This is a genomic window from Metabacillus sp. 113a (assembly GCF_050107635.1).
Taxonomy (GTDB): Bacteria; Bacillota; Bacilli; order Bacillales; family Bacillaceae; genus Metabacillus_B.
Genome location: NZ_JBNILJ010000002.1, coordinates 261,524 through 275,235, shown reverse-complemented (window position 1 = coordinate 275,235; position 13,712 = coordinate 261,524). Strand labels below are relative to the sequence as shown.

17 protein-coding genes are annotated in these 13,712 nt (G+C 47.7%); 2 read left to right on the top strand and 15 right to left on the bottom strand.

The window, feature by feature from the left end:
* Positions 1-3: 3 nt before the first annotated feature.
* The 9 genes from nuoK to ACQCVE_RS05650 form a co-directional block, all read right to left on the bottom strand.
* A complete protein-coding gene (gene nuoK, locus ACQCVE_RS05690; RefSeq protein ID WP_426843061.1) occupies positions 4-318 on the bottom strand; it encodes an NADH-quinone oxidoreductase subunit NuoK in 315 nt (104 codons plus the stop codon).
* Complete coding sequence (locus ACQCVE_RS05685; RefSeq protein ID WP_426862136.1) at positions 315-824, bottom strand: NADH-quinone oxidoreductase subunit J; 510 nt, start codon at positions 822-824, stop codon at positions 315-317. The genes nuoK and ACQCVE_RS05685 overlap by 4 nt, the downstream gene beginning before the upstream one ends.
* Positions 824-1,246, bottom strand: a complete 423-nt coding sequence (nuoI, locus tag ACQCVE_RS05680; protein WP_426843062.1) for an NADH-quinone oxidoreductase subunit NuoI — start codon at positions 1,244-1,246, stop codon at positions 824-826. The genes ACQCVE_RS05685 and nuoI overlap by 1 nt, the downstream gene beginning before the upstream one ends.
* Before the next feature lie 21 nt (positions 1,247-1,267).
* Positions 1,268-2,272, bottom strand: coding sequence for an NADH-quinone oxidoreductase subunit NuoH (nuoH, locus tag ACQCVE_RS05675; RefSeq protein ID WP_426862008.1), 1,005 nt, complete (start codon positions 2,270-2,272; stop codon positions 1,268-1,270).
* Entirely contained in the window at positions 2,272-3,372 is a 1,101-nt protein-coding gene (locus ACQCVE_RS05670; RefSeq protein ID WP_426862007.1) for an NADH-quinone oxidoreductase subunit D, read from the bottom strand. Before ACQCVE_RS05670 ends, nuoH begins: the two co-directional genes overlap by 1 nt.
* 3 nt (positions 3,373-3,375) lie before the next feature.
* Positions 3,376-4,425: an NADH-quinone oxidoreductase subunit C gene (locus ACQCVE_RS05665; protein ID WP_426862005.1), complete on the bottom strand. Its 1,050-nt coding sequence runs from the start codon at positions 4,423-4,425 to the stop codon at positions 3,376-3,378.
* 3 nt (positions 4,426-4,428) lie between these two features.
* Positions 4,429-4,941: a NuoB/complex I 20 kDa subunit family protein gene (locus ACQCVE_RS05660; protein ID WP_123912875.1), complete on the bottom strand. Its 513-nt coding sequence runs from the start codon at positions 4,939-4,941 to the stop codon at positions 4,429-4,431.
* Entirely contained in the window at positions 4,932-5,306 is a 375-nt protein-coding gene (locus ACQCVE_RS05655) for an NADH-quinone oxidoreductase subunit A (protein WP_426862003.1), read from the bottom strand. The genes ACQCVE_RS05660 and ACQCVE_RS05655 overlap by 10 nt, the downstream gene beginning before the upstream one ends.
* Before the next feature lie 220 nt (positions 5,307-5,526).
* Positions 5,527-5,877, bottom strand: coding sequence for a hypothetical protein (locus ACQCVE_RS05650; protein WP_426862002.1), 351 nt, complete (start codon positions 5,875-5,877; stop codon positions 5,527-5,529).
* 159 nt (positions 5,878-6,036) lie between these two features.
* Between ACQCVE_RS05650 and ACQCVE_RS05645 the strand changes: the two genes are divergently transcribed.
* Entirely contained in the window at positions 6,037-6,522 is a 486-nt protein-coding gene (locus ACQCVE_RS05645; RefSeq protein ID WP_426862000.1) for a hypothetical protein, read from the top strand.
* Between the two features lie 85 nt (positions 6,523-6,607).
* On the opposite strand, the gene ACQCVE_RS05640 is transcribed toward ACQCVE_RS05645, so the two are convergent.
* On the bottom strand, positions 6,608-7,414 hold the full coding sequence (locus tag ACQCVE_RS05640; RefSeq protein ID WP_426861999.1) for a histidinol-phosphatase: 807 nt from the start codon (positions 7,412-7,414) through the stop codon (positions 6,608-6,610).
* 51 nt (positions 7,415-7,465) lie between these two features.
* Entirely contained in the window at positions 7,466-8,503 is a 1,038-nt protein-coding gene (locus ACQCVE_RS05635) for a hypothetical protein (RefSeq protein ID WP_426861997.1), read from the bottom strand.
* Positions 8,504-8,674: 171 nt separating this feature from the next.
* On the opposite strand from ACQCVE_RS05635, the gene ACQCVE_RS05630 reads away from it, so the two are divergent.
* Positions 8,675-8,872: a hypothetical protein gene (locus ACQCVE_RS05630; protein ID WP_426843072.1), complete on the top strand. Its 198-nt coding sequence runs from the start codon at positions 8,675-8,677 to the stop codon at positions 8,870-8,872.
* Positions 8,873-9,218: 346 nt separating this feature from the next.
* Here the strand turns inward: ACQCVE_RS05630 and ACQCVE_RS05625 are convergent, their stop codons facing one another.
* The 4 genes from ACQCVE_RS05625 to atpA all read right to left on the bottom strand — a co-directional run bounded on the left by ACQCVE_RS05625 (position 9,219) and on the right by atpA (position 13,702).
* Positions 9,219-9,623, bottom strand: coding sequence for a F0F1 ATP synthase subunit epsilon (locus ACQCVE_RS05625; protein WP_426861995.1), 405 nt, complete (start codon positions 9,621-9,623; stop codon positions 9,219-9,221).
* 24 nt (positions 9,624-9,647) lie between these two features.
* The gene (gene atpD / locus ACQCVE_RS05620) at positions 9,648-11,069 is read right to left on the bottom strand and encodes a F0F1 ATP synthase subunit beta (RefSeq protein ID WP_426843364.1); all 1,422 of its coding nucleotides are present in this window, start codon (positions 11,067-11,069) and stop codon (positions 9,648-9,650) included.
* Positions 11,070-11,115: 46 nt separating this feature from the next.
* On the bottom strand, positions 11,116-11,973 hold the full coding sequence (locus tag ACQCVE_RS05615) for a F0F1 ATP synthase subunit gamma (RefSeq protein ID WP_426843075.1): 858 nt from the start codon (positions 11,971-11,973) through the stop codon (positions 11,116-11,118).
* 220 nt (positions 11,974-12,193) lie between these two features.
* Positions 12,194-13,702: a F0F1 ATP synthase subunit alpha gene (atpA, locus tag ACQCVE_RS05610; protein WP_426843076.1), complete on the bottom strand. Its 1,509-nt coding sequence runs from the start codon at positions 13,700-13,702 to the stop codon at positions 12,194-12,196.
* Positions 13,703-13,712 lie beyond the last annotated feature (10 nt).

Genomic DNA, 13,712 nt, shown 5'->3' with positions numbered 1-13,712 from the left:
TTTCTAATGCTTCATCGTATTGTAATCATCGATCCGGACGGATTTGCGGCTGCGGTAAAGAGCGAACAAGATAGCCAGTCCAACCGCTGCCTCTGCCGCTGCTATCGTGATCGAAAACAGCGCGAAAACCTGCCCGGTGATCGCAGGGGCGGCTCCAAGCTTGCTGAAGGCAACGAGGTTGATGTTCACGGCATTCAGCATAAGCTCTACGCAAATAAGAACAATCACCGTATTTCGTTTAGTCAGGGCTCCGTAAAGACCGATGCAGAAAAGGATCAGGGCCAGAACGAGATAGCCGGAAAGCGGAACCGAGCTCATTGCTTCTCCTCCTCTTCCTCTTTTTTTGCGAGAACAATCGCACCAATTAAGGCGGCCAGCAGCAGAACTGAGGTCAGCTCAAACGGAATAATATGTCCGGTAAAGAGCGCGATTCCGATTTGCTCCGTATTATTTTCATGAAGGGCAGCAGGCTCCCCGGTCAGATCGAGATTGTAAATTCCGATGTACATGACTACGGCAAACACGGCGATCCCCGCAAAAACAAGCCACTTTTTCAACCGCCCTGGGGCCGTCTCTTCCTCATCGGTTTTCCGGGTCAGCATGATACCGAACAGCATGATGATCGTCACCGCACCTGAGTAAATAAGGATTTGAACAACGGCAATAAATTCAGCTGTCAGCAGAATGTACAGGCCAGCGATGCTCAGGAAGGTCAGCACGAGTGACACGAGCATATGGATCACCTTTGTGACATTCAGCATGAGGATCCCGCCTGATATGGCTGTTAAAGAGAGAATGGCGAATGCGGCAAACTCACCTGAAATCATTCGACTTTATTCTCCTTTCGGACATGGGTATCATTTTCATCGAGCCATTTCATATCCTTGAAAAGATGGTCCCGGCTGTATTCCGCCAGCTCAAAATGATTGGTCATGACAATCGCTTCGGTCGGGCAGACCTCCGTGCATAAATCGCAAAGAATGCATATTTCAAAATTAATGTCATAGGTCTCGATGATTTTTCCCTTTTTCGACGGATCGGGGTGTTTTTTTCCGGTTAGCGAAATGCAGTCTGTCGGGCAGATGTGGACGCATTGATTGCAGACGATGCATTTTTCCGGATAAAATTTTTGGATGCCTCTGAACCGGTCGGGAAGCTGCAGCGCCTCATTCGGATAATCATATGTCACTTTTTTCTTCGTCAGATTTTTCAGCGTGTAGGAAAGTCCTTTCCCCAAACCCCGCATGATGCCACTCCCTTTATCGTTTTATCGGAAAAACCATTCCTTTATGAGTGCGGTGATAAAAATGTTTGCCAGCGCAGCGGGAAGGAGAACCTTCCAGCCAAATTCCATCAGCTGATCGGCGCGGAGACGCGGAAACGTAACACGAAACCAAATAAGGACGAACACGACCATGCTGAATTTCAGGGCAAACCAGACGGCTCCGGGTATAAAGCCAAGAAACGGAATGCCATGCCACCCGCCCAGGAACAGAACGGTGGTCAGGGAGGCCATCGCAAAAAAGTACACATATTCAGAAAGCATGAAAAACGCCCACCGGAAACCGGAATACTCCACATGATAGCCGGCCACGAGCTCAGACTCTGCTTCCGGAAGGTCAAACGGCGTCCGGTTCAGCTCTGCAACAGATGCAATCAGGAAAATGAGGAAGCCGACCGGCTGGACAAAGATAAACCAGACGTTCTCCTGCGCCCCGACAATTTCATTTAAATTCAGGCTTCCGGAAAGCAAAACCACGCCAATGACACTCATCACAAGCGGTATTTCATAGGAAATCATTTGCGCGGCTGCCCGCATTCCGCCCAAAAGCGAGTATTTATTGTTCGATGCCCAGCCACCCGCTACCACACCCACAGTCGTCAGTCCGGAAACCGCTATATAGTAAAGCAGACCCACCCCGATGTCCGAGAACTGAAAGGCGTCTGTAAACGGAATGACCGCGAGAACGAGGAAAGCCGGTGCAAAGGCAATAATGGGAGCAAGAATGAACAGCGGACGGTCGGCAAGCTTTGGAATCGTATCTTCCTTTAACAGCAGCTTAAGCACGTCAGAGACCGTTTGCAGCAGCCCCCATCGTCCGCCCACCTGATTCGGTCCGATCCGGCCCTGCATAAATCCCATCACCTTCCGTTCGGCTAAAATACCGTACGTCACAAATCCCAGCACCACAAACATAAAGAGCAGGGCAAGAGAGAAAAAGGCGAGAAAATTGAGCCAGCTCGGCTGAGAGGAAATGAGATCCTGCATCATCAGCCATCCACCTCCCCGAGAACGATATCAATGGCCCCTAAAATGGTAATCAGGTTCGCCATGTTTTCTCCTTCCAGCAGCTTTGGAAGAATTTGCAGATTGTAAAAGGACGGTCTTCTGAATTTCAAGCGGTACGGCTCTTTCTTTCCTTCCGAGGCAATGTAGCAGCCGATTTCTCCTCTGGGCGATTCGATCCGGACGTACGTTTCGCCCTTTGGCGGCTTAATAATCTTCGGCACCTTCGCCATAATCGGACCGTTACCCGGGAATTGCCCGAGAGCCTGTTCAATAATTTTCAGCGATTCTTCAATTTCAGCCATCCTGCATTCATACCGGGCAAATGCATCCCCTTTTGTCCGGACCGGTATCTCAAAGTCAAACCGGTCATAAATAGAGTAAGGCTCATCCTTTCTTAAATCCCACTCTGTTCCAGTACACCGCAGATTCGCTCCGCTCAATGAGTATTCAATCGCTTCTTTTTGCGTATAAATGCCAACGTTCTTCACCCGGTTCAAAAAGATTTCGTTTCCCGATACGAGGTCGTGATACCCCTTGAGCTGTTCTCGCATATATGGAACAAATTCAGCAGCCTTCTCAAGCCACCCATCCGGAGCGTCCCACTTGACCCCGCCGACTCTCATGTAATTAAAGGTCAGCCGGGCTCCCGACAGCTCCGTTAATAGATTGATAATCATCTCCCGTTCCCTGAACGCATATAAAAACGGGCTGACCGCTCCGATATCAAGGAGATAGGTCCCCCACCAGACAAGGTGGCTCGCTACCCGGCCGAGCTCCATAGCGAGAATCCTCAAATATTCTGCTCTTTCGGGTGGCTCAATCCCAGCCATTGTCTCCACCGCATGGCAGATCACGTAATTGTTCGTCATCGCCGATAAATAATCCATGCGGTCGGTGTAGGGGATAATCTGGGTATACTGCAGATTTTCTGCAAGCTTTTCCGTTCCGCGGTGAAGATAGCCGACGACCGGGGTGGCTTCTTTGATGATTTCCCCGTCAATCTTAATGACGAGGCGAAAGACCCCGTGTGTGCTCGGGTGCTGCGGGCCTACATTTAACAGCATTTCCTCTGTGCGGATCACCAGCTACACCTCCACATCATACGGTTCATAATCTTTTCTGAGCGGATGGCCGACCCACTCATCCGGAAGCATAATCCGCTTTAAATTCGGGTGATTCGTAAAATGAATGCCCAAAAGATCAAAGGTCTCGCGCTCCGGCCAGTCTGCACCCCTCCACAAATAGGCCACAGATTCAACCTCCGGCTGACCGCGGTCCAGCTTCGTCTTTAAAACAAGGCTTTGCTTATGGGTATAGGAGAATAAATAGAGGTAAATTTCCATATGAGTCTGAAAATCCGTGCCGTGCATTTCCGATAAATAATCGTACTCCATATCCTTATGGTGGCGTAGCAGCGTCGCTGCCTCCAAATACCGTTCTCTTCTCACCGTAATGGTCGGCACTTCCTTAGAGAGCCGGTTAATTGAAGCCTCCTCCACACTCTCATCGCCAAACGCTTCCCGAAGCAGTGCTGCCGTCCGGTTAAGCCTCGGTTCATGAACAGATGGCAAGGGTTTTACAGGTTCCGGAGTTTCTTTTGCGGCAAGCTTCGCCTTCGCCGCGGCAGCCGCTTTAGCTTTGGCAGCAGCCACAGCCTTTGCTTTCGCCTTAGCGGCATCATCCTCCGCAAAACTTTCCGTCCGGGAAGCCTTCGCAAGGGCGGCCGCCTTTGCTTTTGCTGCAGCGGCGGCTTTTTGCTTTGCGAGCTCTTCTGCACTCACGCCTGATTCAGGCTGCCCCCCCTCCTGCCTTTTTTGCTTGGCCAGGGCGGCCGCCTTTGCTTTTGCTGCAGCGGCGGCTTTTTGCTTTGCGAGCTCTTCTGCACTCACGCCTGATTCAGGCTGCTCCCCCTCCTGCCTTTTTTGCTTCGCCAGGGCGGCCGCCTTTGCTTTTGCTGCAGCGGCGGCTTTTTGCTTTGCGAGCTCGAGGGCTTCGGCTTTTCGCTCCTGGTTCGCTTCAGCGGTAACAGCTGCTTCCATGTTCCGGTTTCGTTCTTCCAGCTTTTTCTTCGCTTCTTCTTTCGCTCTGGCAGCTGCTTCTTTTTTCAGCTGCTCCCTTTCTTTTTCATCTGCCATGAATTAGAGCACCCGCTTTCCGGTTTTCGCCTCGTAGCGGATTTTTTCTTTCAGTTTATTAATTCCGTAAATGAGGGCAGCGGGATTTGGAGGACAGCCGGGGATATACACATCCACCGGAACTATTTGATCGACGCCTTTGACGACCGCGTAGGATTTTATATATGGACCGCCAGCCGTTGCGCATGAACCCATCGCGATCACCCATTTCGGTTCGGGCATCTGATCATACAGCCGTTTCAGGATTGGAGCCATCTTCTTCGTAACGGTTCCGGAAACAATCATCACGTCCGATTGCCTTGGAGATGTCCGAAAGAAAGACCCAAATCGGTCAAGATCGTAGTGGGAAGCGCCGACTCCCATCATCTCAATAGCACAGCAGGCGAGGCCGAATGTAAGGGGCCATAAGGAATTGCTGCGCGCCCAGGCTTTCAGCTCTTCCAGTGTGGATAGGAAGACACTTTGCCTGATTTCCTCCAATTCTCCAGGAGGCAGATTTTCAAGTTTCAAGTCCATTTGAGCACCCCTTTTTTCCATGCGTACATCAGACCAATCAGCAGCATCACCACAAAGATCAGCATTTCAATCAGAGCAAAAAGACCAAGCTTCTCATAGGCGACCGCCCACGGATACATAAACACGGTTTCTACATCAAAAATGACAAACATCAGGGCAAATATGTAATACCGGACATTAAATTGAATTCTGGAGTCATGAAAAGGGTCCATTCCGCTTTCGTACGTAGTCATTTTAGCCTGTGTAGGAGCATGGGGCCGAAGCAGCCGCCCAATCGTAAGGGCAACAGCAGGAAGCAGCGAGCCGAGAAGAAGAAAAACGACGATGATTAAATAATTATTCCAGTATGGATAAAGTGAATCCATGATCCCCCTCCACTCTGCTGATTATTTAAACCTTCTAAATATTCTAATAATGTAACCGCTATCATTATAGCAAACATATCCTGGAAGTGTCGATAACCCGGATGGATCAATCATGCAAGCCGGACAAACATTCTTTTCTTTATAACTATGACGGAGGAGTATTTTCATTACTGTTTTTGGCGAAAGTGTGCCGCAAGAGCTGGCATGCAAAAACCCCCTGCTAAGCAGAGGGCTCGGTAACAGCTGTGGAATGCAGCCTCTTATATGGTTTTCTCAGTCCGTACACTCTTCTTTTTGTTAAGAGACTATGGATTTGGAGCTTTGTTTCGAATTCAATATGGCGGCTGTTAAGAATCACGAAATAAGCCTCTTTTAAATCGAGCCAAAGCTCCGGCTTATTTGGAATCTTTAAGACCTTCTTCATTGCTTTTAAGAATATGGCAGCCTGTAATTCATTAGGATGGTCTTTTATGCGGCTGACGTGAAATGCAATGGTTTTGGCCCAGGCAACGTGTATAAGCAGCCTCAGTATAAACAGCCCTGCTCCCAGGGAAACGATCCAAACTCCCATCCTGCTCCTCCTTGCCCTTCCGATCTGTTTCTTTCATTCTACCTAAATTATGCTTCATTTACTATATTTTTCTTGAATTAGGAAAAGGCTTCTAACTCCTATTTTCTTACATTTACCGTGTTATACTGGCTAAGGACAATTAGAAAGGGGGATTCTATTTTGATGCACGAATCATTCCACATCGAAGAAGAGTATGGCCGGAACCTGCCGGAATTCAAAACAGAATTTGAAGCGATCGCCTATTATTTTGACTATCGATTTGAACAGCTTGCTATTTTAAGTGAAGCTGCTGAATATATGAACTGTAAAGAGCTGAATTACACTCCGGAGAGCCTGATAGAACTTGAAACGCTTTACTTCACATGCTTCCGCACAAATGGGTGGAAAGAGCTTCAGCTGACGATTCACGAATTTGAAACAATGATGTCCATCTACTTCGGAGAGGTAGTGACCCGTCATCTTCCAGATACAGATTGGGCCGTTCAGCCATATCCGTTTGATGAAAAAAAATATGTTCTCGGGCTGAATCGGGGGAAGCATACGGATTACTTTAATAATTTGTTTGAGGATCATTATCTGACCGTGAAGAATGAAGAGGAACACTATCTATATAAGCGGTTTAAAAGAATTGAAGCCAGAATTTGACGGGATTCGGTTCGATTGATATTCCATTATTTTCACAGATATTTTATTAATAGAGCCGGAAACCCGGCTCTTTTTTAGAAGTCCGTTACAGCGGGACCATCCTTCTCTCTTTCTGCCGGAAAACGGCCCATTCTTTGAAGCCAATTTCCTTCAGTTTACTGCGGACTTCCTCAAATTCGTCGCCGACCCGCTCCGGTTTGTGGGCATCGGAGCCGAATGTCACGTTCACTCCATAATGAAGGGCCCGTTCCAGGAGTTCTTCTGACGGATACCACCCGCCGCAGTATTTATTCTTGCCGGATGTGTTAATTTCGATCGCTGTATCGGCCTCCGCTATGATCTGAAGCGTCCGCTCTGCTGCATCCGTCTGGATGGCGGAGAACTCAGGGTAGTAGCCCTTCATTGCATCTATGTGACCGAGAATCTGGAATACTCCGCTACGGACAGATTGTGCAATGAGGCTGTAGTAGTTTTCTTTTGTTTGCAGCTTTTGATTCGCGCTTAACCCTTCCCAGCGGTCTTTCTTGAAAATGCTGGCGCCGTCTACAAAGTGGACCGACCCAATGATGTAATCAAGCGGGAACTTTTCGTAAAACTTCTTATATTGAGGCAAATGTTCTGGAAAAAAATCGGATTCTACTCCAAGAAGCACTTCAATTCTGCCTTCATATTCCTTTTTCAGCCGGAGCACTTCCTCCACATATTCCGGAAAATGGCTTTTTGCCATGGATATGCGGGGAAATAGATGATCCTCTTCAGAATACAGGTGCGGCGAATGATCAGAAATGCCAATCATGTCGAGGTTTCGTTCTATCGCTGCTTCAATATAGTCCCGGATTGGCTGGACAGCATGACCGCATCGATCATGATGTGTATGAAAATCAAATTTCATAGGTTCACTCCCTTTCGGATTCCGTTACCTGCTAGTTTACCAGAAAGTTCATCATTCTTTTAACAGCTTCTTTTTCAGGGCTTTGTAAAATTCCTCCGGATTGTCCGGACGTATGTGGGCTGATGCTGCTTTGTCCGTAAAACCATACATTTTCCTCACCTTAACCGGCTTGATAAACTCTATAACGATGGCCGGGTCTTCTTTAACAAAGTCTGCCAGGATTCCATCAAATACATTTTTATCGTTCCCGTGTGCCTCTTTTTCATAATAGGAGACAGACTGAATTTCACTGTATGAAGCATACAGTCTTTTTTTCAGGCCAAGCTGGAGGCAAAGCGCGTCCTCCGTCAATATGAATGGTTCCAGCCGGACAGCTTGAATTTCCCCAAGTAAAAAGAGGATGGTGTAAATATTAAGCAGGAGCATTACAATGGACAGCGATGGACTAAAAGAGTGAAAAAGCACATGAAAAGCAATCGATTCAATGGCAATGGCATGAATAATCATCACGTTGAAAGCAATGGCACTCGTTTTTTTATGGAAGGTGAAGGTATTGGATGCTGCAGCAGGCTTTCTTTTCCAGGAAAAAAGACTGTAATAGAAGAGGAGAGCTTCGCTGGCAAGAACATCTGCAATTCGGGAAGGGTTCTTAGAGCCTTGTAATGCCAGGTCGAGTCTGTATGTAAATGAGTCGGCAGATGAAGCTTGAACATTCCGGATGAAGCCTGGAAGCTCTCTGACAAGCCTGGTGAGAAAGAAGAGCATGAAAATGGCTTCTCCCCCGATGACGAAATAGGGCAGATACGGATATAAGCCCATATATTCCATGGGGATGATCAGCCAGGCAGCAGCGAGTCCGGCCATTATGACGGGGATGATGCTGCTCGAAGAATATCGTTTGCGAATGATAAGCAGGTAGGCGGCAAGCGGCAGGATAAGGATGCAGTCTAATAAGGAGCCGATCACTACTTCAGGATTACCCGCCGGAAAGCCAGGCAGCCTGTATATCAGGGTATTAGAGCCCAGAATGAGGAAGGCCATCAAAAGCATCCAGCCCCACCTTGGAGCAGAAATTGCAGAAGCCGTCATTTCTTTCCCTCCTTTGATACAAGTATAATTCTTCCAATTTATTTCGCATTCTGATTTTTTGTCTATTTCATGAAAAGGGGCTGCAGTCTGCAAAAAGGTTTAAGATTTTAAAAAAGAGGGAAAAGTTTAATTCGGTCTTTCAACCTTTCTTTAGGGAGCGCTAAAGGAGAAGTGATTACTATATTAATTCGAATCAGCAACAGACACTCGATTATTCTTTATAAGGTGAAGAAAGCGGTAAGAGAAACGAAGAAACGCGGGATCACCATCCCTCTTACCATTCCCGCCATTAGCCAAATGATTGGTTTTTCTGAAGAAAACATCCTTGAAGCCATGGAGCTGGGTCAAGACCCTGCAGCTGTCTCTTAACTGGGGCTGTCCTTTGATTGTTCGGCCATGGAATTTAAGTGAGAGGCTACTAGAATGGCTCCCGAAGCGAGGCACATCCAGAAGCAACCACCACATTTTAAATGATGATTATATAGAAAGAAAAGCGGGTTTCTCCCATACCGGGAGAGACCTTTTTAGTGTTTTCTCCTATCATAGTAATTTTTCGTTCCCTTTTTAAGAGATTTAGCAAATTGACTAATAGGTTTTGGAGCTGCTGAATAGAACTCTTCCAAATATAACAAAAAAAAACGGAAACAGATCGCATACGAAATACAGACCATACGCAAAAACCCCTGGTTCCATTATGGAACCAGGGGTTTTCAGTTTAAATTCGGTTATTTCTTACGTCAATTCGGTTAATGGCCCGGCGCAAAGCAAGCTCTGCACGATGAGCATCAATTTGTTCCGCTTTATCGTTCAGGCGGCTTTCGGCGCGCTCCTTTGAAGCTTGAGCGCGTTCAAGATCGATGTCTTCTGCAGCTTCTGCAGCCTGAGCTAAGATCGTTACGTTATCGGGGCGGACTTCAATGAAGCCCCCGCTAACAGCCACGAGTTCCGTGCTGCTTCCTTTTTTCAGGCGTACCGCTCCCGTTTTCAGAGGAGCAACCATCGGAATATGTCCTGGCAGGATTCCAAGCTCACCGCTTTGAGCTTTTACACTGACCATTTCCACTTCCGCATCGTAAACTGGGCCATCAGGAGTAACGACATTGACTTTTACTGTCTTCATACTCATACCCTCCTATGGACCAGATTAGACTTCAACACCCATGCCTTTTGCACTTTCCACTACATCTTCAATGCGTCCTACAAGACGGAACGCATCTTCAGGAAGATGGTCGTACTTGCCGTCAAGAATTTCTCTGAAGCCTTTGACCGTCTCTTTAACAGGTACATAGGAACCTTTTTGGCCAGTGAACTGCTCGGCTACGTGGAAGTTCTGAGACAGGAAGAACTGGATGCGGCGCGCACGGTGAACAACCAGTTTATCTTCTTCAGAAAGCTCGTCCATACCCAGGATGGCGATGATATCCTGAAGCTCTTTGTATTTTTGCAAAGTCTGCTGAACTTGACGTGCCACATTGTAGTGCTCTTCTCCAACGATTTCCGGAGAAAGGGCGCGTGAAGTGGAAGCAAGCGGATCCACCGCTGGGTAAATCCCCATCTCAGACAATTTACGCTCAAGGTTTGTTGTTGCATCAAGGTGAGCGAACGTTGTAGCAGGAGCCGGATCCGTATAGTCATCGGCTGGTACATAGATCGCCTGGATGGATGTTACAGAACCTACGTTAGTTGAAGTGATACGCTCTTGAAGCTGACCCATTTCAGTCGCAAGTGTCGGCTGGTAACCAACGGCAGAAGGCATACGTCCAAGAAGGGCGGAAACCTCAGAGCCTGCCTGCGTGAAGCGGAAGATGTTATCCATGAAGAAAAGAACGTCCTGTCCCTGGTCATCACGGAAATATTCAGCCATTGTCAAACCAGTCAGGGCAACACGCATACGTGCTCCAGGCGGCTCGTTCATCTGTCCGAATACCATGGCTGTTTTCTTGATAACGCCGGAATCCGTCATTTCATGGTAAAGGTCATTTCCTTCACGTGTACGCTCACCAACACCGGCGAATACAGAGATACCGCCGTGCTCCTGAGCGATGTTGTTGATCAATTCCTGGATCAGAACGGTTTTACCTACGCCCGCTCCTCCGAAAAGACCGATCTTACCGCCCTTGATGTAAGGAGCAAGCAAGTCTACAACCTTGATTCCTGTTTCAAGAATTTCAACCTCTGTGGAAAGATGTTCAAATGTAGGTGCCTGTCTGTGAATTGGGTCACGGCGGGACTCAGCAGCAATTGGAGTGTCCAAATCAATGTTCTCACCAAGTACGTTAAATACGCGGCCAAGTGTCAAATCTCCAACTGGAACAGAGATTGGCGCACCAGTATCCGTTACTTCCGTATTACGCTGCAATCCGTCCGTCGATGCCATCGCGATCGTCCGTACAGTATCATCTCCAAGATGAAGGGCAACCTCCAAAGTAAGTGAGAAAGATGCATCAGCTTCGCTTTTTGCAGCTTGCTTAATTGTAAGAGCGTTGTAAATCTCCGGCAGGTGACCGCTTTCGAACTTAACGTCAACGACGGGACCCATAACCTGTGTAACGCGTCCTTTCATGATCGCTTTCCCTCCTAACTAGCTATATAAAACAGTGTATTTTTTCGATCTATTCGAGCGCTGCAGCTCCGCCGACAATCTCGGTAATTTCCTGAGTAATGGCAGCCTGGCGGGCGCGGTTGAACGTGAGTGTGTAGCTGTTGATCAAATCCTTGGCATTATCTGTTGCATTTCGCATCGCTGTCATACGGGCAGCATGCTCAGACGCTTTGCTGTCCAGCAGAGCTCCGTAAATCAAGCTTTCTGCATACTGAGGAAGCAGCACTTCAAGAATTTCTTCTTCATCTGGTTCAAATTCATAAGAAGTACGTTTGCCTTCAGCTGCAATGTCTGTAAGAGGAAGCAGCTTTGTCTGTGTTACATCCTGCTGAATCGCACTGACGTAATGATTGTAGAAAAGATAAAGCTCATCGAACGTTTCTTCTACAAACATGCTGACTGTCTGGCTCGCAATGTTTTTAATGTCGGAGAAGCCCGGCTGATCTCCGAGCCCGACGATTTCCTGTGTCACGGCAATTCCGCGGCGCTTAAAGAAATCCCGGCCAATTTTTCCGATTGCGATGACCGCATACTCATCACTTGAAGCATGGCGGTTTTGGATGGTCTGATAAACAGAACGAAGAATGCTGCTGTTAAAAGCACCTGCAAGTCCGCGGTCAGACGTAATGACAAGATAGCCGGTCTTCTTTACCTCGCGTTTTAAAAGCATAGGGTGGGTGGCTCCGGTAATTCCGTTTGCCACATTCGCTACGACTTCCTGCATCTTGTTCATATACGGAACGAACGATTTTGCATTGTTCTCAGCACGGTTTAGTTTAGCAGCCGAAACCATTTCCATCGCTTTCGTGATCTGGCTCGTCTTTTTTGTTGAATTGATTTTTGATTTTATATCGCGTAATGATGCCAAAGGTACTCACCACCTTGTTTTTAAACTCCGGTTTTATTCATAAAGGGAAGCTTCCATTAACAGAGGCATTTCCCGCTGTTCATGGTTACTTGAACAAATCGGGCACTTACGGGCAATTTGCGCCACCCTGTTTTCAACAGCTCAAAGCAGCTGCCGCAATGCCCGTTCGTGCTGGAAAATATGAGGGGAAGCACCGTTCCGGCGATCCCTCTGCCGTTCATTACTCAGATACGACGAATGTCTTTTTGAAGCCTTTGATAGCAGAAACGAATGCTTCATCTTCAGGAAGATTTCCGGTTTTTCGGATCTGCTCCATCATATCAGCATGGTTTTGATCAAGGTAAGCAGACATTTCGCTCTCGAAACGGTTGATATCCTGTACAGGAATATCATCCAGGTGTCCTTTTGTAAGGGCATAAAGAATCGCAACCTGTTTTTCAACTTTCAGCGGCTTGTGAAGATCCTGTTTTAGAACTTCTACTGTACGCGCACCGCGTGCAAGCTTAGCCTGAGTTGCTTTATCAAGATCGGACCCGAATTGAGCGAATGCTTCAAGCTCACGGTAAGAAGCAAGGTCAAGACGCAGCGTACCTGCTACCTTTTTCATTGCTTTAATTTGAGCAGAGCCTCCAACACGGGATACAGAAAGACCGGCGTTGATCGCAGGACGTACGCCTGAGAAGAACAAGTCAGACTGCAGGAAGATTTGTCCGTCGGTGATGGAGATAACGTTCGTTGGAATGTAAGCGGAGATATCTCCTGCCTGTGTTTCAACGAACGGAAGAGCTGTCAGGGAACCAGCGCCTTTTGCATCGCTTAGCTTCGCTGCGCGCTCTAGCAAGCGGGAGTGCAAGTAGAAGACATCCCCTGGATATGCTTCACGGCCCGGAGGACGGCGAAGAAGCAAAGAAAGCTCACGGTAAGCAGCAGCCTGCTTGGAAAGATCGTCATAAACAACCAGAACGTGCTTGCCGTTGTACATGAATTCTTCACCGAATGTTACTCCTGCATATGGAGCAAGGAACAAGAGCGGTGCCGGCTGGGAAGCAGACGCAGTGACTACAATCGTGTAATCAAGAGCTCCATGTTTGCGAAGTGTTTCAACAACACCGCGAACCGTGGATTCTTTCTGTCCGATTGCTACGTACACGCAAACCATATCCTGATCTTTTTGGTTCAAAATCGCGTCAATTGCTACAGATGTTTTCCCTGTTTGACGGTCTCCGATAATCAGCTCACGCTGGCCGCGGCCGATTGGAACAAGCGCATCGATTGCTTTAATACCGGTTTGAAGCGGTTCATGAACAGATTTACGGTCCATAACTCCAGGAGCAGGACTCTCGATAGGACGGGTTTTCGTTGTTTCAATCGGACCAAGGCCGTCAACAGGCTGTCCAAGCGGGTTCACTACACGTCCGATAAGAGCCTCACCAACAGGAACCTCCATGATGCGTCCTGTACGTTTGACTTCATCGCCTTCGCGAATGTCCTTGTATGGTCCCAGAATGATAATCCCGACATTGCTTTCTTCAAGGTTTTGAGCCATTCCCAAAACGCCGTTTGAAAACTCAACAAGCTCACCAGCCATGACATTGTCGAGGCCATGAGCACGGGCGATACCGTCACCAACCTGGATAACTGTACCTACATCACTAACTTCAATTTCAGACTGATAGGTTTCAATCTGCTTCTTTATAAGAGCACTAATTTCTTCAGCTTTGATGCTCATGAGTTTCACC